The sequence below is a fragment of the Streptacidiphilus sp. MAP12-16 genome (assembly GCF_041262165.1).
In the GTDB taxonomy this organism is placed as follows: Bacteria; Actinomycetota; Actinomycetes; order Streptomycetales; family Streptomycetaceae; genus Streptacidiphilus.
The window spans coordinates 27,220-50,198 of sequence record NZ_JBGCBY010000021.1; the positions used below are offsets into that span (position 1 = coordinate 27,220).

A 22,979-nucleotide genomic window follows, 5' to 3' on the forward strand; every position below is an offset into this window, starting at 1 on the left:
CTCGGAGATCCGGGCGAACTGTGTGTGATTCTTTGAGAGGATCCGAACCCTCCTGGGAGGGAAGTGTCCGATTTGCCACACGAGGAACCCGCACCGTCGCTACGCTCTGTATATGCACCATCAGCCATCCGTGAGCAACGGTCAGAACGCGGCTGCCGCAGTCTTCCTCTGCATCCTCCTGGCCGTCATCGCCACCACCCTTGTCGGCACCATCGCCGCCTACCAGCGCAGCACCCACAGCCCAGGCGTCTCCTGGTCCCTGGCACTAGCAGTGGCCCTGGCCGCGTTCCTGATCCTCTTCTGGCCTCTGGCGCTGTTCGCGGTCACCGCGGCCACCGCGGCCGAGATCGCCGGTGGCGTCGCGGTCGCGGTGGCTCTCGGTGGTCTGCTCCTCAGTCGCTGAGACGGCCGCCGCCTCAGCCGCGGGCGTCCCAGTCCGCGAGGAGCTGCTGCTCGCGCTCCGGGGTGAGGAGCTGATGGTCGGTCATGCGGTGGTGGACGCCGAAGGCCTCCTCCAGGCCACCCGGAGCGAAGAGCCAGGCGGCGGTGTCGCGGATCGACTGGGTGACCGGTCGGCACTGGAGCCCGGCGGTGACCGCCTTCGCCGAGGAGGGCTTCCAGACTGCGGCGAACTCCTCGTTGTCCGGGGCCCAGAGCGGGAGTTCCACCCAGGGCTCGACCCCGTGCTCCAGCAGGAACTGGTCGTCCACCCACACCAGTTCGGCCTTGCCCCCGGTCACCTCGACGCAGGTGCCGAGGTACTCGCCCCAGGTGGTGTTCGCGGGAGTGCCGCTGGTGAGGTACGTCCCGGTGCTCCCGTCGACGATCCGGTCCAGGCCGAAAACGGCGATGTCTCGGGCGTCGATGAGCTGCATCTCACGGTCGGGCGCCCCAGGGGCGATCATGCGTCCGCCCTGACTCGCACGACGCAGCCAGACCGCGAGCCGTCGGGCACGGTCGCCCGGCCCCATGATCAGCCCGGGTTCCACGACCAGCGTGCGCCCGGGGAAGCCCTCGGTGACGGCGCGCTCGCAGCCCACCTTGAGCACGCCGTAGTCGCCGTCCTCGGGGCCGGCGTCCGGAGCGCACTCGTGGCGGGGGGAGTCCTCGTCCACGGGCACGGCCGGAAAGCCCGGGTAGGCGTTGATCGAGGAGATGAACAGATAAGCCCCGGCGGACTTGGCCAGGGCGGCCACGGACGCGCCGACCACGCGCGGCGTGTAGCCGCAGACGTCGACGACCGCGTCCCAGGGACCCGCGGCGGCGAGGCGCTCCAGGTCGTCGGACTGCTCCCGGTCGCCCTGGACGGCGGTCACGCCCGGTTCGTCCTGGCCGGACCGGCCGCGGTTGAAGGTCGTCACCTCCCATCCGCGGGCCAGGGCCTCGCGCACGAACGCCTGCCCGAGAAAGACGGAACCACCGATCACCAGAAGTCTCATGTGACCGAGTGTCAGCTGGTCGGCTGAGCGCAGGGAAGACCTGTCCGCCGACGGCGGAAGAAGTCCGCCGACGGCGGAAACGCGGCTCCCGGGCTACTGGGCCTGGCTGCGCCAGGCGTCCACGCCTGCCTGGGATGCCTGCTTGGCCTGCCGCAGGGTGCGGGCCGCGAGTTCGGTCGGCGGGGTCTCCCACTGCTGGACCCAGCCGCGACCCGCGGTCGCCAGCGCGGTCATCGCGACCGCGGTGCCGACCAGCCCCAGCACCGCCCCCGTGCCGGTGAGCACGGCTCCGGTGGCAAGCAGTCGCTTGTTGACTCGGAACGTCATCTGATTATTCGCCATGCCACCATCGTGCGCCGGCCCGCCACACAGCGCTCGGCGGGCGGGCCGATCGGGTGCACGGCGAGTGGGCAGACCCGCCGATCGCGGCAGGTCCGCCCCCTCATCCGGTTCGCACGCGCGTCCCGTTCACACGCGCGGCGTCGTCACCACGGCCCGTACGGTCACCATCGGTACCAGCGGCCCCGGGCCCCGCCGCCACTGGTGCTCCGCATAGCGAAGCCCAGCAGCCACAGCACCAGGACGATCACAGCGATCCACCAGAGCACGTGCACGGCGAAGCCGAGGCCCCCGAGGATCAGGGCCAACAGCAGGACGAGAAGTATCGGTCCCATGAGTATCAACCTCCTGAACGCCGCCTGCCCCGGTCCTCGCTGAACATGCGCGCCCTCGACCGAGCACTCCGTCGAACGTGTGCGCCGTTTGGCGTACGGCGCTCGGCTGCGTAGGGTGTCGCAGTTGGCAGCATCACCCCTCACCTCCCCTGATCCACGGAACGGCAGCGGCATGAACGCAGGACCTCACGGCGACGGCACGACCCTCACCGAGGACGTTCCCGGCATCGAACCGGAGCGGATGAAGCTGGTCCTGGCCGTCCTCGCCGAGCTCGACGAACTGCCGCTGGACCACCCGGACGCCGTTGCCGTGCGCCGCGCGACCTCCGGCCTCTACCGGCAGGTGAAGCAGCGCCGCCGCCAGGAGCGCCGGGCCGCCAAGACCGCCAACGACCGCGCCGTGACCGAGGCCACAGCGACCGGGGCGGCCAACCGGATCGACGACGAGACCCAGGGCCTGCAGCTCACCACGGAGACCAGCGGACCCATCGCGGGCGTGCTCGAGCGCCCCCGCTCGTGCTACATCTGCAAGACCCGGTATGTCGAGGTCGACGCCTTCTACCACCAGCTGTGCCAGCCCTGCGCGCACGAGAACCGCGCCCGCCGCGACGCCCGTACCGACCTGACCGGCCGTCGCGCGCTGCTCACCGGCGGCCGGGCCAAGATCGGCATGTACATCGCGCTGCGGCTGCTGCGTGACGGTGCCCACACCACCATCACCACCCGCTTCCCCAACGACGCGATCCGCCGCTTCACCGCGATGCCGGACAGCGCCGAGTGGCTGCACCGGCTCCGCATCGTCGGCATCGACCTGCGCGACCCCTCCCAGGTCATCGCGCTGGCCGAGTCGGTGGCGGCGCAGGGACCACTGGACATCCTGATCAACAACGCCGCGCAGACGGTCCGCCGTTCCGCACAGGCCTACGCGGAGCTGATCACCGCCGAGAGCGCACCGCTGCCCGCGGGCGAGCTCCCCGAGGCGCTGGTGCTGGGCGGCTTCGACCTCAGCCGCCAGCCCGCGCTGCCCAGCCAGACCCGCGGCCAGCAGGGCGCGCTCAGCGCCCAGGCACTGACCGCTCTCGCGCTGACCAGCGGTTCCGCCGCGCCCGCGCTGATCGAGGCCGGCACCGCCATCGACGCGGGAGGGCTGGTCCCCGACCTGGACCCGGTGAACAGCTGGAGCCAGAAGGTCGACGAGGTCGACCCCATCGAGCTGCTCGAAGTGCAGCTGTGCAATGTCACCGCCCCGTTCATCCTGGTCAGCCGGCTGCGCCCGGCGATGGCGGCGTCGGCTGCCCGCCGCAAGTACGTGGTGAACGTGTCGGCGATGGAGGGCCAGTTCAGCCGCGGCTACAAGGGCCCGGGGCACCCGCACACCAATATGGCCAAGGCCGCGCTGAACATGCTCACCCGCACCAGCGCCCAGGAGATGCTGGACCAGGACGGCATCCTGATGACCGCCGTGGACACCGGCTGGATCACCGACGAGCGCCCGCACCCGGACAAGATGCGCCTCGCCGACGAGGGCTTCCACGCCCCGCTGGACCTGGTCGACGGCGCGGCCCGGGTCTACGACCCGGTCGTGCGCGGCGAGCAGGGCGAGGACCTCTACGGCTGCTTCCTCAAGGACTACGCTCCCTCCCCATGGTGACTTCCGACGCGGCCGGCCCGACGACGCACGACACCGTGATGTGGGAGGTCCGCGCGGCGCCCGGGCGCATGCCCGAACTGCTGGAGTGGGTCGGGGACCTTCCCGCCCCGCCCGGTGGCAGCGCCGACGTCTACACCGCGGCCGACGACCGCGTCGTGGTGATCCTGCGCACCCCCGGCAGCACGCCCGGTCGGCTGCCCACCCCGCCCGAGGGGCTGCTCGCCCGACCGGCCCACCAATGGCCGTTCGCGTTCCAGCGTTCGCTGGGCTCTACCGGCTGACCAGGAACTCGTCGAGGCGCGCCAGGTGCCGTTCCACCGCGCGCAGGCGGCGCTCGTCGGGGACGTCGCGGCGCAGCGCGAGCAGGTCGGGCCCGAGGCGTCGGGCCTCGGCGTCGTCCTCGATCGCGCGCCAGCATGCCTCGGCGTTCGCGGCGGCCTGCCGGGTCTCCGGATCGTCCGCGCCCCGGGTGCCGAGCAGGCTGAGAGCGACGGCGCGGTACTGGTCCGCGGCGTCGGCCTGCTGTCCCGCCAGCCTGGACACATGCGCGCGCACCTGGCGGACCTGCAGCGACAGATCCGCGTCCGGACCGTGGGCGGTGACGGCCTCACGTTCCAGCTCGCAGGCGAAGGCCGACGCCCGGGCGTGCTCGCCCGCGTCGGCGGCGGCGACGATCACGGCGATGGCCTGCTGGTAGTCCTCCAGCGCGGTGAGATGGACCGTCGGCGGGTGCACCGGGGGCGGTGGCAGGTCGAACGGGGGCGGGTCGGACGGAGGCAGATCGGACGGAGGCGCGTCGGACGGCGGTGCCGCGATGTGCGTCGAGTCGAACTGCATGGTCTCGAACTCCAGCGTGCCGGGCTCCGGCCTCCCGGGCAGCGGCTTCCCGGGCAGGGGCAGCTGCGGGCGCCTCGCTTCGAGGCGGCGGGCCGTGTTGCGGAAGACCTGCGAGCCGGGGCCGTGCGAGACCACCAGGAGCACCTCGGGGCGCAGCACCGAATGCACCTGCTGGTGCAGTTGTTCCGGCGTCAGCGCGCCTCCCTCACCGGGCCGTCCGCCGTGCAGGGCCTCGACCAGGGCCCGGGTGAACGTGCCCACCTGCTGCGGGTCCGGGCTCACCGCCGCCCACAACGGCAGTCCTGCTCCGAGCGGCGAGGGGACGACGCGCAGCGGCGGCAGCAGCGACTCCTCGGCGCTGAGGTCCGCGATCACCAGCGAGGTCGTCTCCACCGGCCGCAGCCGCAGTTCCTCGATGACGGTCTGCCAGGGCAAGTGCGAGCCGCCCAGGTCGAGCTGAGCGCCGCCGGTGCGCCGATCCCTGACCAGGTGGCCACCGATGTGCACCAGCAGCGGTCCCGGGTGCCGTACGGCGGAGCGCAGATGCGCGAGGATGCCCGAGGCGTCGGTGGCTGCGGGGAGGTGCACGGTGTCGACGGCCTCGGCCGCGAGCAGCACCTGCGGGGAGATCGCGGACAGGATCACGGACAGCGCGGGGGCGGGGCGACCGGGGCGCGGCGGGAAGCGGCGGGCACTCTGACCGCTTCCGCCCTCGATCACCAGCACCCGTCCGCGCGGGCTCTCGCCCAGGGACAACGCCTCGCCCGTCACCACGCCACCCCCGTCAATGCCGCGCCTCTGCTCCCAATCCTGCTGCGACACCCTACCGTCGAGCTCAGGCGGCACCACCAGTCCCCCGCAGTTCGGCGATCAACGCATGGGTCTCCGGTTCGAGCGGACGGCCGGTGCGGGCCGGAAGGCGCTCCAGTCGGGTGACGGCCTTGTGGAGTTGCTCGGTGGCCCCGGCGTCGGCGTAGACGCAGAGCAGGTCCCGGTGCAGGAGTTCGGTCGCGGGAGCGGGGGTCAGGCCGGCGAACGCGGCGGCCTCCGCGCCCCGGTGGTCACCGGCGCGGAGTCGACGCAGGGTCAGTTCGTGGGCGGCCTCGACGCTGGTCCCGGTTTCGGCCCCGGACGGGGAGTCACGTTCCCGCCAGGGGCTGCGGAGCGACCAGGGGTCGAGGGCGGGGGCGAGGTCGGGTTCCGGCGCGGGCGCGAGGGCGGGCGCGGGCGCGAGGGCGACGGCGGGCTTCGGCACGAAGTCGGGTTCGTGGTCGGGATCGAGGTCGAGGTCGGGATCCTCCCGGAACAGCGGTTGGGGTCGGGCGGGCCAAGGTGACGTCTGCGGGGTGGTCGTCCCCAGCAGGCTGAGCCACTGCCGGTACTCGCTGTCGTCCAGCCGCTGGAGCTCCACGCTCATGTCGAGCCCGGGCAGTTGGGTCATCCCGGTCGCTGGCAGGGTCCATCGGGCGACGGGCCCCGCACCGGGCGGCGGCGCGGCGGTGACCACGGCGACGCTGCCTCGCGGTCTGGCGTCCAGGAGTCGTCCCAGCGTTTCCGGCGTGCCACCGCCCGGCGCGGTCGCGCACAACACGATCTCCGGTGCCCAGGCTTCGCTCACCACGCCCCGTCCCCTCGCCTCACGAGGGGTGCCGACCCCTGCGTCCAGCAATGCGCCGCGTACCACCAGGTCACGTGCGACGACTGCGGCGACGGCGGCTTCCAGCGTCGGATGGACGTGCAGGCGGCCTTCGGCGGCAAACTCCAACTCGTCCCCCACACCCACCACGTGGACGTTCACGCCGTCGGCGAGCGGTGTGAAGGCCAGTTCCAGGGCGAGGGTGCGCAGCACGTCCGCGACGGCGGTGGGCGGACCGGACAGATGCAGCAGGCGCACCGCCTCCAGGTCGACCAGTACGGTGCTGCCGTCGGCGGCCGTGCCGAGGCTGACCAGCGCGGGGAAGGGCGCGGGGACGGCGGCGGCAGCGGCCGCGGGGAGGAGTTGATCGGTGTCCGCGGTGCACCACCAGATGGTGGAGGCGTGCGCGGCGCGGAACGGTGCGATAGGGGCCGAGGGGACGGACAGGTGCAGCTCCACGGTGTGGGCGGGGGTGATCCGCACGGCCGTCAGTGCGGGCAGCCGGCGCCCCTCCCCTGCGGCGGTGCCGGCCAGGCTGCGCAGCGCGCGGTCCAGCAGGTCCAGCCCCACTGCGTCCTGGCGTGCGGCCAGCGCCGATTCGAACGCGGTGGCGGGGGTGGTGGCGGCGGGGGTGGTGGCCGGATCGCTCGAGGCGAGCGAAGCGAGCAGCGCGGCGGGGACCGGGGTCGGGCCGGTCCGGGCTCGGGTGCGGGTACGCGAGGCGGGGTGCGGGGGCCGGCTGCTCCTGCGCACGGCGACAGCGCCCAGCAGGACGGCGGCGAGCAGCGCGGTTCCGCCGAGGAGCGCCCCCTCGGGTAGAGCGGAGGCGTGCGACGGCCCGGTCCCGCGACCGGGTGCAGGCAGCGCTGCGGAGGGCGGCGGCCCTGCCGGTGGCAGAACGCCCGCCCCGGACGTGACTGAGGCAGAGGAGCGCGGCGACGGCGGTGGCGGCGAGGAGGTCGCTCCGACCGAGCTACCAGCGCTGGGGGCCGCTGCGCCGGCCTGCGCGGTCGCGGGCGCGGACGTGACGGGTGCGCTGCTCGCCGGCGGAGCGGTCACGGGCCGGGATGTGACGGGTGCGCTGCTCGCGGGCGGAGGAGTCGCGGTCGGGGACGTGACAGGTGCGGTCGCGACCGGCGGGGTTGCCACCGAGGGAGCCGTCACCGGCGGATTGCTCGTCGGCGGCGGGGCCACCGGCGGCTTCGGCGCCGGTCCCGGCTGACCCGAACCGGCCCCCGGCAAGGTCAGCACCATGCCCGGCTCGATCACGTCCGGATTCTCCAGCCGCACCCCGTCCGGCGCCTGCTCGCCCTTGTTCGCCGCATACAGCGCCGGCCACTTCGCCGCGCTTCCGAGTTCTTGCTCGGCGATCCCGGACAGGGTGTCACCCGCCTGTACGACCACCGTCCCCGCCCCCGAGCGCACCTGCCCGGCTGACACCGCGTCAGTCGGGATCAGCAGCACCCAGCCGGGACGGATCGGCCGGTCCGCCTCGAAGCGGAGCCCGGAGGCGTCCATCACCCGGCCCTCGTTCAGCCGGGCGATCTCCTGCCAGCGCGCCCCCGAACCGAGCTCCTTCTCGGCGATGCTCCACAGGCTGTCGGCCGGTCGCTCGTCCTTGACCGTGTACGTGGGCTGCGGGGCCTTGTCCGTCACCGCTGCGACTCCGGCGCCTCCGCCCGCACGCGCAACCGTCGACGGCGCTGCCGTCACGGCCACCGGTGCGTGCACCCCGACCGTGGTCGTCACCGCCGTCGGGGTCGCGGCGAGCGCCGCCCCCGCCGTGGGCAGCAGCGCCAGGACCGCGCCGACCAGGCTGCCCGCCATCCGCTGGCTCCAGCCCAGCGCCAGCACCCGGCGGGCACTACGGCCCCGCAGCTGCGCGGGCACCTCCAGGACCACCGACGCGGCGAGGCACAGCCAGGCGCTCCAGCCGACGACGACCAGCGCCCACAGGAAGAGGTTGCCGTCGTCTGGCCGCGTCAGCATGGCGAGCAGCCCGACATCGTGGGGCGTGGCCTGCCTGGTGACCGCGAGCGTGCCCACGGCGAGCAGCGCGGGCAGCCCGGCGAGCAGCAGCAGGAGCGCGACGAGCGCGGCCATGCCTCGGCAGAGGTTACGGAGCATCAGGACTACTCCACTACGTGGGTCGGCTGGGACTGTGGGTCAGGGGCAGGGTCAGGGTGCGGTGGGCAGGGGGTCGGGGGCGTTGACGCCGGGGACGAGGCGAGCCTGGCCGACGCCGTGCACGGTGAGGTTGTCGAGGCCGATCAGTCCGAGCAGGCTGGTGTGGTACGTCGTCGTGATCGTCACCTTGACGGTGGTGGCCGTGGTGGTGACCGTTGGGGTCACGCCCCTGCCCTTGAGGTAGTCGTCGGCCGCCGTGACGGCCTGCTGTTGGTCGAGGACGAGCCCGTGGCCCTGCAGCAGTTGGGCCTGGTCGATCTGCTGGCCGCCGGCCCGCGCGGCCTCCTGGGCGAGAGCGTCGGCGTGCTCGATGGCGCGCAGCCGCCCGCCGCCATCGAGGACGAGCCCGGCGAGCATCAGCAGCGCCGTCGCGCAGATGGCGACGAAGATCGAGAGCGTGCCCCGGTCCGCATCCGGTCGCGGTCGTGCGCTCATCGGGTGCGGTAGCGGTCGACGACGGACGTGAAGACGCTGCTCAGGGTGACGCTTCCGGGCAGTCCCCGAACCGCGAGGTCGGACAGCAGGACGGTGCAGCTGACCGTCACGGTGACCGATCCGGTCACGCCCGGCTGAGGGGCGAAGTCGTTGGTGTCCACGACGGGTTGACTCAGGTTCTGGCACGACACTCCCCCCTCTACCAGCGACTTCGCCGCCGCGTCGGATGCCGCCTGCCTTGCCGCGTCCGGCGTGCGGGCCAGCGACGCGCTGCGCGCGGCGTCGCGGGCGGCCGCGTCCACCGTGCCCTTGGCCGTCTCCACCCGCCCGGCCGCGATGACGATCAGCAGGAACAGCACCAGCGCGGGCACGAGGATGGCCGCCTCGAGAGCGAGGCTGCCCTGCTCGCGGTCCCCCCCCCACCCTCCTCAGGGGCTCGCTCACCGCACCTCCTTTCACGGTGCCGTCGCCGGGACGAAGCGTTCCACCGGCGCGGTGACCTGCTGGGTGATCCGGATGCCCGGCAGGAACGGCAGCAGTGACTGGGTCCTCACGCTCACCGTGACCACGACCGTGGTCGTCGCAGGTCCCACCGGGGTCACGTCCACCGAACGGTCCGTCAGACCGCCGCCGACCCGGTCTAGCAGGCTGTTCGCCGCCGTGCTGCCCGCGGTCGGGTCGGCCTGGAAGCTCCGGGCCGCCTCACTGCCCTCCCGCGCTGCGGTGAGCGCGATCTGCCGGTCGTACCACCACAGGGCGGCCTGGACGGTGAGCACGATCAGGACCAGGACGAGCGGGAAGACCATGGCAAGGCTGATCGACATGACGCCGCCGTCCTTCGCCGGTGGTGTTCTCCGTCTCACTGGCCGCTGGTGTCGCTGGTGCCGATCTGCGTCGCCTTCTTGGTGACCAGGGCTTTGATCGCGAGGACGACGAGGGAAGCGCCGACGATCAGGACGATGACCAGCATCGCCATCTCGATGCTGAGCGCGCCCTTGTCACGGTTGGCCCGTGCGGCGGCGACCCGGTGGCTGCGGTAGCGCACAAGCTGGAAGGCCATCACTGCGGGGAGGAAGTCGTCGGGGAGCCAGGCCCGAACGTTCTGGCTGTCGAGATGGATGCGGGCGCGCTTCATTGTCAGCCTCCTTGGAACATCTGGTAAACGGAAGGAAAGGCGATCAGTACGGTCATCAGGGTCACCAGAGCAGTGCCCGGTGCGACCATGCGTTCGCTGTCGACGTTGGCCCGGGCCAGTTCGTCGGCCAGGAGTTCGGACCGCAGGTTGCGGGCGCGGGCCCGAAGGGTGCGGTAGACGGCGGCGCCGTCGGTGCCGGAGATCCGCATGATGTCGGCGACGTCCTGAAGCGGCGTCAGAGCGAGTTCCTCGGCGAGGGCGTCCAATCCGTCCCAGGGCGGCAGCCGGTCGAGCGTGGCCCGGTCCAGGGCGTCGGCGATGCGGCGGAAGACCGTTCCCCTGCCGACGCCCGCGGCCCGGTGCAGCGCCTCGGCGGGGCCGCAGTCGGCGGCCCGCTCCAGGGCGACGAGTTCCAGGTAGGCGGCGATGCCGTGCAGGTACTCGACCCGCGCCTCCTTGGCCTCGCTGCGGACCACCGCGTCCGGGACGAACCACAGCACGGCGGCGAGCCCGATCGATCCGAGCAGCGGCACTGTCAGCGAGATCGACCCGCCCAGCAGCAGCTCCATGACCTGCAGAAAGGGCGGGATCAGGAGACCGATGAGGGCGAACAGCAGCTTCTGCGCCATGAACCGGGCCGGAGTCCGGCCGATCAACGCCAGTTCGTGGACGGGCAGCCGGGTGCCGGGAATCGCGAGCAGCCGCGTGCCGAGCCGGTCGAACGGCCCGGGAGCAGTACGGGTCCGGGAGTCGCTCGGGCGTTCCGGCTCGCGGTGCAGCCGGTCCAGGGCCGCGCCCAGCTCCGGTGGGGCCGGGCGCAGTTCGGCGGCGAGCAGGGCGAGGCCCACGCCGAGGGCGGCACCCGCGAGGATCAGCCAGGTCAGCATCAGCGTGCCCCGCCTTCGCGCTTCGAGCCGTCCAGCGTCATGCCGTCCAGCGTCACATCCAACTCCAGGGCTTCCCGTTCGAGCTCCGTCGCGTCGCGGACCGGCGCGCGCCCGGTGCGGCTGCGCCGGTCCCCTTCGAGGAAGCGCGGCGTGGGCTTGTGGCTGGCGAGGTTGCGCATCCAGGCGACGACGGCGACGAACGCGGCCGCCACCCCGGCGAGGACGATCTGGCCGGTCACGGTCTCGTAGGGGACGGTGTAGGAGTGGTTGAGCGAGCCCACCGCGACCACGCCCAGGATGATGACGACCAGCCAGCGCACTGTGGCCCGGTGCTTGGCCCGGTCCGCCTCGATCGCTCGACGCTGACGGACCTCCTCGCGTACCGACTCGGCCAGGTCGGCGAGCGCCCCGGCCAGGCCCGGACCGCGGTCGGCCGCGCGGAGCAGCAGCGCCGCGAGCACCTTGTCCGCGGTGGAGTCGCCGAGGTCGTCGGCGAAGGCGCGCAGCGCGTCGGCAGGGCTCCAGCGGGACTGGAGCCGTCCGACCAGGTCGGTGATCTCGCGTTCCAGTGCGGCGGGGGCGGTACGGCGACTGGTGATGACGGCCTGTTCCAGGCCGACGCCGAGCAGCAGCACGTCCGCGAGCCGCTGGGTCCACTCGGCGAGTGCCTCCATCTGGTCGATCCGGCCGGTGTGGGAGCGGGTCGAGTTGAACAGCCAGGGCAGGGCGAACACCAGCGCCGGCACCAGCAGAGCGGTCAGCGGGATGCCGGTGAACAGCCAGGCTGCGGCGCCGCCGACGACGGCGACGCCGCACTGGACCCGCCTGCGGCGCAGTTCCCGCACCAGTCGCTCGGCGCGTCCCGGGGTGGTGCTGACGGCGTCGGCGGGGCCGGGTGCGCCACCGCGCCAGAACAGCACCAGTGCGACGAGTCCGCCCGCGAACGCGGCCCCGCACAACAGGTAGGGGAGGATCAGGTTCACCAGGGCGCTCCCGTCCTGATCCGCAGGTCCAGCGGCCGGGCCCAGGAGCCCTGCGGTGACCCGAGCAGCCGGGCGTCGAAGCCGACCCGCCGCAGGTCGTCCAGGCAGGCGGGCGGGGTCTGCGGGACTGCCCGGGGCTCCCCACCGGAAGGCCCGAAGATGTTGTTCAGCGCGGGGCGTCCGCTCTCGCCCATGCCGACGACCTCCAGCACGTTCGACACGAAGCGGTGCCGGCGCCCGCCGACGGCCGTCTCGTCGACCATGGTGACGTGGACCACGAAGTCCAGGGCGTTGGCGGTGAGCCGGTAGGCGAGGGTGTCGGTCATCTGGGCGCCGTACTCGAGGCAGAGCTCGGCGATCCGGTCGATGACCATGTGCGGGGTGCGGGCGTGCAGGGTGCACATGGAGCCGCCCTCGCCGTTGGTCATGACCCGCAGCATGGGAACGACCTCGGCGGAGCGGACCTCGCCCACGATGATGCGGGTGAGGGTCATCCGCAGCGCCGCCGGGATGAGCTCACCGATCGTCAGCTCGCCTGCGGAGCGGCCGTCCACCCGCTCGCCGTTGCCCTCGCGGGCCTCCATCGGGACGACCTGGCGCAGATGGCCGAGGGTGTGCAGCCAGAGCTCGTACTCGGACTCCAGGGTGCCCACCCGCTCGTCCGGCGGGATCTCGCCCGCCATGGCGCGCAGCAGGCTGGTCTTGCCGACGCCCTGGGTGCCGGTGATCATGACGTTCTTGCGGGCCCTGATCGCGGCTGCGAGGAACGCGGCGAGGGTGCTGTCGATGGTGCCGAGGGCGACCATGTCGCCGAGGGTCGCGCTGGCGACGCGGTGGCGGCGGATCGCCACGTAGGGGCGCGGGGTGACGCCGGTGAGGGCCTGCAGCCGCATCCCGCCCTCCAGTCGCAGCGCGAGGGTGGGGCTGGACGTGGACAGGCTGCGCTCGCCGCCGCCGTGACGGCGCGCCAGGTCCTGGAGCAGCTCGACGAGTTCCTCGTCGCTGTCGGCGACCGGCGGGACCTGGCGGAGCGGCTGGTGGGCCCGGGAGATCCAGACGTCGTCACAGCCGTTGACGAGGATGTTCTCGATCTCCGGGTCGTCCAGGTAGGGCTGGAGGCGTCCGGCGCGGAACAGCAGGTCGTAGACGGCCTCGGCGAGGGCCCGGTCCTGCTCGCGGGTGGGCGGCACGCCGTGGGTGAGGGCGTAGGCGTCGGACCAGCGGGCGACGGCGTCCTCGATCAGGGCCCGGCCGCGCTGGCGACGGGTGGCGGGGTCGGCGGCGGTGCCGCGCTGGTCGTCGAGCAGCGCGAGCTGTTCGTGGAGTTCGGAGGCGACCTGCCGTTTGAGGGCGCGGGCGATCTGCGGGTCCGCGGTGGCGGGGGGTGCCGCCGCTGCCTGCGGCGGGGCGGAGGTCTGCACGGAGGGCTGGAAGGCGGCCGGGGACCAGCCGTTGAGCGCCGCGCCGCTCAGCGCGCCGCCGTTCGGTGGAGCGGCGACCACGGAGTCAGAAGGAGGCACGGGCCACCTCCTGCCCGGGGCCGGACTGGGCGCCCGGTGTCTGCGGCGCGTACGGCTGCGGGGCGAACGGCTGCGGCGCGAACACCTGCGGCACGGGTGGGCGTGGCGCGTATCCGGCGAGGGGCACGGGTATCGGCGGTACCGGCGGCGTCGGTGCGGCTGCGGGAGTCGCCGGGGCCGTTGGCATCGGCGCGGTCTGCGGTCCCCCTGGCCTGAGCCGCAGCCGCCGACGGCCCGCCAGCAACCGGATCTCGTCAGCCGTGGACCGCGCGGAGCGCATCAGCGCCGAGCGGACGAAGCGCCGGTCGCCGCTGTCGCCGCCGTCGGACAGCACCCGTGCGCTGCGCGGCTCGAACGGCAGCAGCCCCACTACCGGGGCTCCCAGGGCCCGTCCCACCTCCGTCGGGGCGTACGGACCTTCCTGGACCAGGACCAACCCGAGCGCGTCCGAGCCCGTCCCCTCGGCGTCGAGGTCGGCCGAGAGGGCGGCGATCCGGGGCTTGGCCGAGCTGAGCCCGCGCAGCGTGGAACGCACGGTGACCAGCACGGCGTCGGCCCGTCGCGCGAGCACCGCCGAAGGTCCGTGCGCGCCGGAGCGGCCCAGGTCGACCAGGACGTCGCAGCCGTTCGCGTCCAGATCCTGACAGGCCGTCACCAGTGGCTCCCAGGTGTAGGCGAGACCGGGTGCCTGGGCGGGATCGGTGAGCCCCGGCAGCAGCAGCCGGTCGCCGCTTCCGTTCGGAGACAGGTCGACGAGTTGCTCCCAGAGGGTCTCGGCGAGACGTCCGCGCCGGTCGGCGACGGCGAGGTGACGCAGCCCGTACCCGGCGTCGACCCGCCCTTCCAGGGCACCCGCAAGCACCGCGCCGCCGTCGGGGTCGCACTCCAGCAGCAGGACCCGGCGGCCCTCGGCGAGCGGCCAGGCGAGCAGCAGGGCAAGGGCGGTGGTCGTGGCTCCCGGCGCGCCGGAGCCTCCGCTGATCGTGACGACAGCCATCAGCCGCTCCCCTGCGCTGCCACCAGGAGCGCGAATCTGCCGCTCGCGGCGAGGTCGGCGACGGCCGCGCCCTGGGCGGAGGGGACCGCGACGTCGACGACGACGGTGCCGTCGTTGTCCGGCGCGCCGACATCCACGACCACGGCGGTCAGCGAGGTCAGCGAACCTGCCGCGGGTGTCGAACTCGTCGAACCGGAGCCGCCGGCTGCGGACGGCGTCGCCACGAGCACCACGCGCGTGCCCGGTTGCAGCCGGACAGCAGGCAGTTGGGTGTGCTTGGCGGCGATGCCGACGATCTGCTGGCCGGGCAGGACGAGCGGGCTGTCGGTGAGGTCGGAGCTGGTGAGCAGGCTGCCCGCCTTGAGGTCCGCGGTGGCCCGCATCCCCACGACCCTGCTGTTGACGGAGAGCGGGTGGAGCGCGGGGTCGAGCGAGATCCTGGCCTCGGCCAGGTCCGCGCTGGTGATCGTCCGTCCGGCGGGGACGTTGCGGGCGAGGGCGATGACGGCGACGCGTTTGCCGGTCGCCGTGTAGAGGGCAGCGCCGCCGAGCCCGCCCGCGGCGACCAGCGCGACGGCGAGCGCCAGCACGGCGGGTCGCCGCCGCCGGGCCCCGCCCAGACGGTAGGGGGCGCCGGCGGCGATCGGCGGGCGCGTGGCCGTGAGCGGCCCAATCGGGGATTCCACCGTGCGGTCGCCTCTCAGTTGAGTACTTGGAGTTCGGAGATCCGTAGCGTCGCAGCCGGGGTTGCGATCGGGTCCATGTCGAACGCGCCGGTGAGGTTGCCGGATACCCAGGTGACGGTCCAGTGGGCCGTGGCGGTGATCGCGTACTGCTGGCCGGGCTGACCGGCCGAGGGCTTGGTGTAGCGATAGCCGCAGTCGGGCGAGGCACTGGCCCCGTCGGCGTCGGTGTAGGGGGTGCCCGGTCCGCTGCAGTTCGCGGTGCCGCCGTCGCCCATGTCCCAGACGAGCTTGGACACCCACACGGTCGCGGTCACGCTGAGGCCGGGGACAGACGCGGTCGCATACAGGGGCTTGTCCTTTTTGGCGTAGACGTTGCCGCTCCCGTCGATCCACAGCCAGATCGGCGAGCCCACCAGGCCGGTCTTGTTTCCCCCGCCGTCGGGGCGGGTGTGCACGGTGGCGGGCATCAGCCCCAGGGTGGTTACGGCCTGGTGGGCGAGCTGACCGGGTGTCACCGTGGGCGGGGCGGCCGGGGCCTGCGCCAACCAGACGTTGGCCGCGCCGGCACCGCCCTGGTACGGGCAGGTGCGGGTGTAGACCGCGCCGTCGCCCGGCTGGTGGCCCTGCCAGGACGGGTCACCCGCCGGGGGCTGGGGCTGGGCCTCCATGTAGTAGCAGCCGTCTGCGGGATCGAAGGTGCCGTACGGCCCGCTGCACGGCACGCTGACGCCCTGCCAGTTACAGACCTGCACGCCCCCGCCACCGCCGCCGCCCGAGCCTCCGCCGCCCGACGGCGGTGAGGCGGGCGTGCTCGCGCCCACGCACACGGAGCTGTTGGCGCATGGGCCCACCGGAGGATCCGCTGCGGCGCGCCCGCCCCGGAGCCACAGCGGCGAGGACACTACCGCCAGCAGCACCAGGGCGACGACGGCCAGGCAGCGGCCGGAACCGGACCTCAACACGTCTTCCCCGTCTCACTACGGGTCTCGGAGATCATCCAGACACCTCCCACCGTTCGAGCCGTCACATGTACCGGATAGCGGGTCAGCCTCTTCGCCGGGTCGCGGAGCTGACGGGTCTTCGAGTCGATCTGGTGCCAGGCCGTGACGTCCAGGCAGTCCGTGATGGTCGCGCTCTGTGCACCGGGCTGCCCCGGCTCGGGGCCGAGACCGGTCACCTGCGGGTTGCTGCGGGGTGTCCCGGCCATCAGCAGTCCGTCCTGGCCCAGCCGGAACGAGTCCGAGTAGGCGGCGCTCAACGCCGCCCCCGTGGCGTAGGTCTGCAGGCCGCTGCCGGTCACCGTGCCCGAGTCCAACGCCCGCACCTGCGCCGCCCAGTAGCCCTGGTAGGCGCGCAGCACCAGCACCATCGTGGTTCCTGACGGGATGACAGCGGGCGCCGTCGGCTGGACGGACACTCCGGCAGAGGGCGTGGACGCACCGGAACCGGACGCGTTCGGCGCGCCGTCGAGGGTCTGCACGCTGCCCCCGGAGGAGCAGGCCACCAGCCCGAGCGCGGCGACCGTCAGCCCCACGCCGCACCGTACTGCCGTACTCACGCGTCGCATTGATGCCCCCTCGCCGCGTACTCCCCAGGTGGCGATGAATCAGCACACTATTACTTGGATGTCGCGCTGTCCCCGGTGTGGCCGATTTTCTACCGAACGAAATGTTCACGTCAATCTACTGGCATATGCAGTTCACCGGAGCCGAGATCCCCATCCCCAACCCCGCCCCGAGGTCGGCCCTGAGGGCCGGTCCGCAGCGCACCACGCAGCACCGCGCGGTTGCGCAGCAGCAGCCTGGAGTCCGCCGGCGGGCCGAGCCAGCGCGCGCCCGGGGCGTCCCGCGCCGCCAGCGTCGGGTGCAGCGCCGCCGGGTCGATGACCGCGGGAAGTCCGGGCAGCCCCTGCTGCAGCGCTTCGGCCAGCAGCCTCGCGAACCCGCCTGCCACCGAGCTCGCCCCCTCCCCCGCGCCGCCGCCGCGACCCCAGCGCGATGGGGCGTACGGCAGGATCCGCCCCCACAGCGGCACGCTACCGGCATCGAGAGTCCCGCCGGCCCACGCCTCGGTGCTCAGCACAGCGTCCACGACCAGCAGCGAGTCGCTGCGCGCCGCCCCCGCGCCGTGCGCCATCGCGCTCACCACCCACTCCCAGGCGAGGCCGCGGGCATGCGCGTTGTCGCGCCCGCTGCCCGCCGTGACCAGCACCGCACGCCGCCGCCTGACGTCCCAGGTGAACTGCCCTGCGATGTACACGATCAACACTCTGCTGTCCCGCTCCACCGCCTCCTTGACGGCGGTCAGCAGCGCGTTGGCGTCCGCGTCCGGTGGCACGACCGTGGTCCGGCAGCGCCCGGCCCCCGCGTCGAACAGCGCTCCGGTCACCGCCTGCCCGAACAACTCCGCTCCGAGCGCCGCGCCGAGCGACCCGGCGAACGCCCGCTCCTGCGGACACTCAGCCCCCAGCAGGACCAACTCCACCACCATGCCCACACCCCCCTCCTCTGCAAGATGCCCCATTCCCCGGTTATGCCAGGACCATGTGCCCCCATGGCCAGTTGTGTGGCGCCGTCGGGGGCGGCGTCGGGGGCGGCGTTGGGGGCGGCCGCGAAGTGACCCGCCAGTAGCGGTAGCCTCCTCAGCACATCACCGCACGTGACAGGAGTGTCAGCATGGCGACCTTCGCATCCCTCGCCGAGTTCACCGCAGCCGTCGGTACCGAGCTGGGCAGCAGCGAGTGGCACACGATCGACCAGGACCGGGTCAACCTGTTCGCGGAGGCCACCGGCGACCACCAGTGGATCCACGTGGATCCGGAGCGGGCCAAGGCCGGCCCGTTCGGGACCACTATCGCCCACGGCTTCCTCACGCTGTCCCTGATCCCCGTGCTGGCCCAGGAGTGCTACTCGGTCGAGGGCATCAGGATGGCGGTCAACTACGGCTCGGACAAGGTCCGCTTCCCCTCGCCGGTGCCGGTCGGCTCCTCCGTCCGGGGGACCGCCGAACTGGTGTCCACCAGCGAGGTCCCCGGTGGCATCCAGGCCGTGGTCCGCTTCACGATCTCCGGACGCGACGGCGGCAAGCCGCACTGCGTCGCCGAGACGATCACCCGCTTCTACGCCTGACACGCAGATGACGCCCCGGTGACGTCCAGGTGAGGCCTCGGAAACTCCCGGGCCGTCGCTCTGAGCCGCAGGTACGCTGCGCAAGAACCTGTGGATTCCCGTCAGAGGAGGCTCCGTGCCCGGCTCCCGTCCGTGGTACTCCCGCATCGCCGGCACCCGCCTCAACGGCCTGGCGCTGCCCGCGATTCGCCCCGACGCCTTCGGCGCCGAGCCCACGGGAGAGCGCCTCGCCCGGATCCGTCGCTCGCCGCACTTCGTGGACGGGGCCTTCCGCAACCCCGTCCCCACCCGCCGCCTGGTCCCCGGCGCTCTCGCCGGGGGCCTGCGCGCGGGCCTGACCGAGAACCGGGGCCGCCGCGAGCCCGTCGCGCCCGTGCCCGTCCACCAGCTCACCGCCGAGGAGTTGGCCTTCCGGCCCGCCAGCGGCCTGCGGCTGACCTGGATGGGCCATGCGACCGTGCTCGCCGAGATCCAGGGGCGCCGAGTCCTGTTCGACCCGGTCTGGGGCGAGCGCTGCTCGCCGTTCGCCGGATTCGGCCCGCGCCGCCTGCACCCGAACCCTCTCCCCCTGTCGGAGCTGGGCCCGATCGACGTCGTTGTGATCTCGCACGACCACTACGACCACCTGGACGCCGCCGCGATCCGCACTCTCGTCGGCTCCGGCGCGGACTTCGCCGTCCCGCTGGGCGTCGGCGCGCACCTGGAGCACTGGGGTGTGCCGGAGGACCGCATCGTCGAGCTGGACTGGCACGAGTCCGCGCGGGTCGCCGGGCTCACCCTGACCGCGACACCGGCCCGGCACTACTGCAGCCGCGGGCCGCGCACCAGCACCCACCAGCTGTGGGCCTCGTGGGTTGTCGCGGGCACCGAGCACCGGCTGTTCCACAGCGGCGACACCGGCTACTTCCCCGGCTTCGCCGAGATCGGCGCTCAGCACGGACCCTTCGACGCCACCATGATGCAGATCGGCGCGTACAGCCGGTTCTGGCCCGAGGTGCACATGACCCCCGAGGAGGGCGTCCGCGCCCACGGCGACCTCGGCAGCGGGGCGGTACTCCTGCCGATCCACTGGGCGACCTTCAACCTGGCCCCGCACCCGTGGGAGGAGCCGATCGAGCGCACGCTCGCGGCCGCCCGCGAGACCGGCGTCACCGTCGCCACCCCTCGCCCCGGCGAGCCCTTCGAACCGGCCGCCACCCCGTCCCCGCGCCCCTGGTGGCGCCCCATCGCCGCCCCCGCCGGCACCGAGCCGGTCACCGAGACCTCCCTCTCCACCCGACCGGAGCAGCCGGAGGGCGTCCCGGTCCCCTAGGAGGGTCAGCACCCTCCTACGGCCTGTCAGGTGGACAGGCCGAGCTCCTCGGGGGCCCCCGCCGCCCAGCGCAGGACGCCGTGGGACCCGGTTGCAGCAAGGCAAGCCACTTCGATCAGCGTGTGGTTCAGCGGTGTGGACCGGTCGCTCGTCCGGTCCACACCGCCCTACGCGTTGCGACCCGGTGTCAGGTCGCGGTCCAGACGAAGGTCGCGCTGCCTGACGCACCGTTCGTGCTCCTCGCCGTCACCGTGACGGTGTAGGTGCCGACGGTGGTTGCCGCTCCGGAGACGATGCCTGACGGGCTGATGGACAGCCCGGGCGGCAGCCCGGTGGCGGTGTAGACGATGCCCGTGGCGGGCTGGGCGAAGGCCCAGTCGACCTGGGCGTGCACGGGACTGCTCATGCCGTACGGGTTGGCGACGGCCAGTGCGGTGCCGGTGCCGGTGCCGGTGCCGGCCGTGAGTGCGTTGGCGTTCATCGTGGTGGGGACGCTGAGGTTGCCGCTGAGCGGCAGGTTGCGGGAGGAGTCGCCGACCAGGATCTGGTAGGTGCCCGCCGTGGTGGTCCAGGCGTTGGCCGTCGTGTCCCAGTGCGCCAGGTCGTGGGCCGACACCGTGAACTGGACGGTCTGGGCCTGCCCCGGGTTGAGGGTGACCCGCTGGAAGTGACGGAGCTGGTGGACCGGTTCACCCGTGGAGGCCGGGTCGCCGACGTAGAGCTGGACCACGTCGGTGCCCGCGCGGGAGCCGGTGTCGGTGACCGTCGCGGTCACCGTCGCGTTGCCGCCGGACAGGGCGCCCACCTGCAGGTTGCTGAACGCGTAGCTGGTGTAGGAGAGGCCGAAGCCGAACGGGAACATCGGGGTGATGTTCTTCGCGTCGTACCAGCGGTAGCCGACGTCCAGACCCTCGGAGTACTGCACCTGGCTGTTGGTTCCGGGCCACTGCGCCGGGGTGTTGGCGGGGACGTCGGCCAAGCTGTTGGGGAAGGTGACCGGGAGCTTGCCCGAGGGGTTGACGTCGCCGAACAGCAGCGCGGCCATGGCCGTGCCGATCTGCTGGCCCGGGTAGAAGCCCTCAAACACGCCCGCCACCTGGTTCAGCCACGGCATCGACGTGGCCGAGTTGGTGTTGAGGACGACGATGGTGTGCGGATTGGCCGCGACCGCGTCCTCGATCAGTTGGTTCTGCGTGCCGGGCAGGTCGATGGTGGTGGTGTCGTGCTCCTCGTTGCCGTAGTTGTCGCTAGCGAACACGATGGCCACGTCCGAGCTCTTCGCCAGCGCGGTGGCCGCGGTGAGGTCGGTGCCGTCGTTGTAGGTGACCGTGGTGCCCGTGCCGGCGACCCGGTTCTGGATGCCGGTCAGCGGCCAGACCGTGCCAGGACTGGTCACCGTGGCACTGCCGCCGCCGATGGTCTGCACCCCGGCCCCACCGTCGACGCCGAGTACCGCGATGGAGTGGGTGGTGGAGGTGGAGAGCGGCAGCAGGCCGTTGTTCTTCAGCAGCACGGCCCCCTCCTCCGCGCCCTGCAGGGCCACCGCCGCGTGCGCCGGGGTGGTGACCGTCGCTGTGGGCGAGCCCGAAGGTGCCTTGTCGAACAGACCGAAGGCGAAGAACTGGGTGAGCAGCCGGGTCACCATGGTGTCCAGCGTGGCCTGGCTGACCGTCCCGGCCTGCACGGCCTGCTTGAGGAAGTCGGCGTAGAAGTACCCGTTGGGCATCTCCACGGTCAGCCCGGCGTTGGCCGACTCCACCGTCGAGTGCGTGCCGCCCCAGTCGCTGGTGACGAAACCGCCGAAACCGGCCTGCTGGTACAGCGCGGTGTTGAGCAGCGCCGGATTCTGGCAGGCCGGAACGCTGTTGACGACGCTGTAGGCGCACATCACCGCTGCCGTCGCACCCTGGGTGACGGCGGTCTGGAATGCGGGCAGATAGAGCTCCTGCATGGTGCGGTTGTCCACGACCACGGTGCCGGCCGGGTTCTCGATATTGTAGACGGCCGCGTGCTTGGCCTCGGCCATCACGCCCTGGCTCTGGATGCCGCGGATGTCGGCGGCGGCCATCTGCCCGGACAGGTACGGGTCCTCGCTGAACGTCTCGAACGCGCGTCCCCAGCGCGGGTCGCGCACGATGTTGAGGGTCGGGCCGAGCGCCACGGCGGCGCCCTTCCCGGCGAACTCCGCGCCGACGGCAGCGCCGTACTGCTGCTCCAGGGCGGTGTCGAAGGTGGCCGCCGAGGAGTTCCCCGAGGGCATCTGGGTGACTCCGCCCATGCCGTCGCCGACGCCTGCCGGGCCGTCCTGCAGACCGATGTTGGGAATGCAGAGCGAGGGGATGCCGGTGATGTCGCCGATGTACGGGGACGAGTTGCCGTTGCCGTGCAGGATCGAGATCTTCTGGTCCAGCGTCATCTGTGCCATGACCTGCGCGACGCGGGTCGCGATCGGCGCGGTCGAACCCACCCAGGGACAGGTGCCGTTGCCGCCGCCGGGTGGCGGGCTGGACGGCGGGGTGGTGGCGCCGCCGACGGTGTTGACGGTGAACTCCCACAGGGAGTCGCCCCACTGGGTCGCCCGCGCGGTCGCGTAGAGGCGGATGTAGCGGCCGGTGCCGCTGACGGCGAGGGTCTGCGTGCCGCCGGTGCCGGTGGTGGTGGAGTAGACGCTGGTCCAGGTGGACGCGTCGTTGGACAGCTGGATCTGGAACGCGGTCGCGTACGCCGTCTCCCACTGCAGGACCACCTGGCAGACCGGCAGCGCGCTGCCGAGGTCCACCTGCAGCCACTGCGGGTCGCTGTACGCGCTCGACCACCGGGTGCCGGTGTTGCCGTCGACCGCTGCGGACGCCGGAGTACCGGTGTTCTCCGTCGAGGAGGCTGTGGCGGGCTGGTTGAGCGCGGCGTTGGCTGTGCCGCAGCCCCCGAGGGTGCCGTAGACCTGGAACTCCCACAGCGAGTAGCCGTAGGGGGTGGCCCGTTGGGTGCCGTACATGCGCACGTAGCGGCCGGTGCCGGAGATGTTGAGGGTCTCCGTGCCGCCGTGGCCTGCGGTGGTGGAGTAGATGGCGGTCCAGGTGGTGCCGTCGGTGGAGGTCTGGATCTGGTAGCCGGTGGCATAGGCGGACTCCCAGGTCAGGACGACCTGGCTGACGGCGGCTGTGGCGCCGAGGTCGACCTCCAGCCACTGGGGGTCACTGAACGCGCTCGACCACCGGGTGGTCGGACTGCCGTCCACAGCCGCCGAAGCCGGCGTTCCCGGCGCCTCGACCGAGGAGGCCGTCGCGGTCTTCCCCTGCGAGAGCAGGGTCGCCGCGGCGTGGGCGGGGGTGCCGGCCATCGCCAGTAACAGGCTCGCCACGAGGGCCGCCACGAGCATCAGAACGAGGAGCGAGCGCCGTGCGAAGCTGGAGTGACCGCCAGTCATGGCGTCTCCTAACGTGTGTCGCGTATTCCGACGGAGCGAGAGAGC

Annotated in this window: 22 protein-coding genes and 1 pseudogene; 5 read left to right on the forward strand and 18 right to left on the reverse strand. The window is 72.7% G+C overall.

From position 1 onward, the window contains the following. The first annotated feature begins 112 nt into the window (after window positions 1-112). Complete coding sequence (locus ABIA33_RS25525; protein ID WP_370084800.1) at window positions 113-403, forward strand: hypothetical protein; 291 nt, start codon at window positions 113-115, stop codon at window positions 401-403. A 13-nt stretch (window positions 404-416) separates the two neighbouring features. Here ABIA33_RS25525 and ABIA33_RS25530 read toward each other — a convergent pair whose 3' ends face one another. The 3 genes from ABIA33_RS25530 to ABIA33_RS25540 all read right to left on the reverse strand — a co-directional run bounded on the left by ABIA33_RS25530 (window position 417) and on the right by ABIA33_RS25540 (window position 2,113). Continuing rightward, window positions 417-1,439: an NAD-dependent epimerase/dehydratase family protein gene (locus ABIA33_RS25530; protein WP_370084801.1), complete on the reverse strand. Its 1,023-nt coding sequence runs from the start codon at window positions 1,437-1,439 to the stop codon at window positions 417-419. A gap of 93 nt (window positions 1,440-1,532) precedes the next feature. Further along, window positions 1,533-1,781, reverse strand: coding sequence for a hypothetical protein (locus tag ABIA33_RS25535; protein WP_370084802.1), 249 nt, complete (start codon window positions 1,779-1,781; stop codon window positions 1,533-1,535). A gap of 161 nt (window positions 1,782-1,942) precedes the next feature. Then, window positions 1,943-2,113, reverse strand: a complete 171-nt coding sequence (locus ABIA33_RS25540) for a hydrophobic protein (protein ID WP_370084803.1) — start codon at window positions 2,111-2,113, stop codon at window positions 1,943-1,945. Between the two features lie 172 nt (window positions 2,114-2,285). Between ABIA33_RS25540 and ABIA33_RS25545 the strand changes: the two genes are divergently transcribed. Then, a complete protein-coding gene (locus ABIA33_RS25545; RefSeq protein ID WP_370084804.1) occupies window positions 2,286-3,764 on the forward strand; it encodes an SDR family NAD(P)-dependent oxidoreductase in 1,479 nt (492 codons plus the stop codon). Then, window positions 3,758-4,045: a hypothetical protein gene (locus ABIA33_RS25550; RefSeq protein WP_370084805.1), complete on the forward strand. Its 288-nt coding sequence runs from the start codon at window positions 3,758-3,760 to the stop codon at window positions 4,043-4,045. The genes ABIA33_RS25545 and ABIA33_RS25550 overlap by 7 nt, the downstream gene beginning before the upstream one ends. Here the strand turns inward: ABIA33_RS25550 and ABIA33_RS25555 are convergent. The 14 genes and pseudogenes from ABIA33_RS25555 to ABIA33_RS25620 form a co-directional block, all read right to left on the reverse strand. Then, a complete protein-coding gene (locus tag ABIA33_RS25555) occupies window positions 4,035-5,423 on the reverse strand; it encodes a hypothetical protein (RefSeq protein ID WP_370084806.1) in 1,389 nt (462 codons plus the stop codon). The two genes, ABIA33_RS25550 and ABIA33_RS25555, sit on opposite strands and share 11 nt — an antisense overlap. A 13-nt stretch (window positions 5,424-5,436) precedes the next feature. After that, entirely contained in the window at window positions 5,437-8,364 is a 2,928-nt protein-coding gene (locus ABIA33_RS25560; protein ID WP_370084808.1) for a LysM peptidoglycan-binding domain-containing protein, read from the reverse strand. A gap of 51 nt (window positions 8,365-8,415) precedes the next feature. After that, window positions 8,416-8,859, reverse strand: coding sequence for a hypothetical protein (locus ABIA33_RS25565; RefSeq protein ID WP_370084809.1), 444 nt, complete (start codon window positions 8,857-8,859; stop codon window positions 8,416-8,418). Beyond that, window positions 8,856-9,248 (reverse strand): annotated as a pseudogene (locus ABIA33_RS25570) (TadE/TadG family type IV pilus assembly protein); the annotation flags it as partial. The gene ABIA33_RS25565 and the pseudogene ABIA33_RS25570, both read right to left, overlap by 4 nt. A 66-nt stretch (window positions 9,249-9,314) precedes the next feature. After that, entirely contained in the window at window positions 9,315-9,683 is a 369-nt protein-coding gene (locus tag ABIA33_RS25575) for a TadE/TadG family type IV pilus assembly protein (protein ID WP_370084810.1), read from the reverse strand. Window positions 9,684-9,718: 35 nt separating this feature from the next. After that, window positions 9,719-9,994, reverse strand: a complete 276-nt coding sequence (locus tag ABIA33_RS25580; RefSeq protein WP_370084811.1) for a hypothetical protein — start codon at window positions 9,992-9,994, stop codon at window positions 9,719-9,721. Between the two features lie 2 nt (window positions 9,995-9,996). After that, window positions 9,997-10,881: a hypothetical protein gene (locus ABIA33_RS25585; RefSeq protein ID WP_370084812.1), complete on the reverse strand. Its 885-nt coding sequence runs from the start codon at window positions 10,879-10,881 to the stop codon at window positions 9,997-9,999. Continuing rightward, a complete protein-coding gene (locus tag ABIA33_RS25590) occupies window positions 10,881-11,864 on the reverse strand; it encodes a type II secretion system F family protein (RefSeq protein ID WP_370084814.1) in 984 nt (327 codons plus the stop codon). The genes ABIA33_RS25585 and ABIA33_RS25590 overlap by 1 nt, the downstream gene beginning before the upstream one ends. Then, window positions 11,861-13,384 carry a CpaF family protein gene (locus ABIA33_RS25595; protein ID WP_370084815.1) on the reverse strand — a complete coding sequence of 508 codons (1,524 nt, stop codon included), beginning with the start codon at window positions 13,382-13,384 and terminating at the stop codon, window positions 11,861-11,863. The genes ABIA33_RS25590 and ABIA33_RS25595 overlap by 4 nt, the downstream gene beginning before the upstream one ends. After that, a complete protein-coding gene (locus ABIA33_RS25600) occupies window positions 13,371-14,381 on the reverse strand; it encodes a hypothetical protein (RefSeq protein WP_370084817.1) in 1,011 nt (336 codons plus the stop codon). The genes ABIA33_RS25595 and ABIA33_RS25600 overlap by 14 nt, the downstream gene beginning before the upstream one ends. Then, window positions 14,381-15,067 carry an SAF domain-containing protein gene (locus tag ABIA33_RS25605; RefSeq protein WP_370084818.1) on the reverse strand — a complete coding sequence of 229 codons (687 nt, stop codon included), beginning with the start codon at window positions 15,065-15,067 and terminating at the stop codon, window positions 14,381-14,383. The genes ABIA33_RS25600 and ABIA33_RS25605 overlap by 1 nt, the downstream gene beginning before the upstream one ends. 14 nt (window positions 15,068-15,081) lie before the next feature. Next, entirely contained in the window at window positions 15,082-16,026 is a 945-nt protein-coding gene (locus ABIA33_RS25610) for an ATP/GTP-binding protein (RefSeq protein WP_370084819.1), read from the reverse strand. After that, window positions 16,023-16,625: a hypothetical protein gene (locus ABIA33_RS25615; protein ID WP_370084821.1), complete on the reverse strand. Its 603-nt coding sequence runs from the start codon at window positions 16,623-16,625 to the stop codon at window positions 16,023-16,025. The genes ABIA33_RS25610 and ABIA33_RS25615 overlap by 4 nt, the downstream gene beginning before the upstream one ends. A 119-nt stretch (window positions 16,626-16,744) precedes the next feature. Further along, window positions 16,745-17,563, reverse strand: coding sequence for a hypothetical protein (locus ABIA33_RS25620; RefSeq protein ID WP_370084822.1), 819 nt, complete (start codon window positions 17,561-17,563; stop codon window positions 16,745-16,747). 179 nt (window positions 17,564-17,742) lie between these two features. Here ABIA33_RS25620 and ABIA33_RS25625 point away from each other — a divergent pair, with 179 nt between their 5' ends. Continuing rightward, entirely contained in the window at window positions 17,743-18,195 is a 453-nt protein-coding gene (locus tag ABIA33_RS25625) for a MaoC family dehydratase (RefSeq protein ID WP_370084823.1), read from the forward strand. Window positions 18,196-18,340: 145 nt separating this feature from the next. Continuing rightward, window positions 18,341-19,507: an MBL fold metallo-hydrolase gene (locus ABIA33_RS25630; protein ID WP_370084938.1), complete on the forward strand. Its 1,167-nt coding sequence runs from the start codon at window positions 18,341-18,343 to the stop codon at window positions 19,505-19,507. A 187-nt stretch (window positions 19,508-19,694) separates the two neighbouring features. On the opposite strand, the gene ABIA33_RS25635 is transcribed toward ABIA33_RS25630, so the two are convergent. Then, window positions 19,695-22,934 (reverse strand): discoidin domain-containing protein, encoded by a 3,240-nt coding sequence (locus ABIA33_RS25635; protein WP_370084824.1) that lies wholly within the window; start codon window positions 22,932-22,934, stop codon window positions 19,695-19,697. Window positions 22,935-22,979 lie beyond the last annotated feature (45 nt).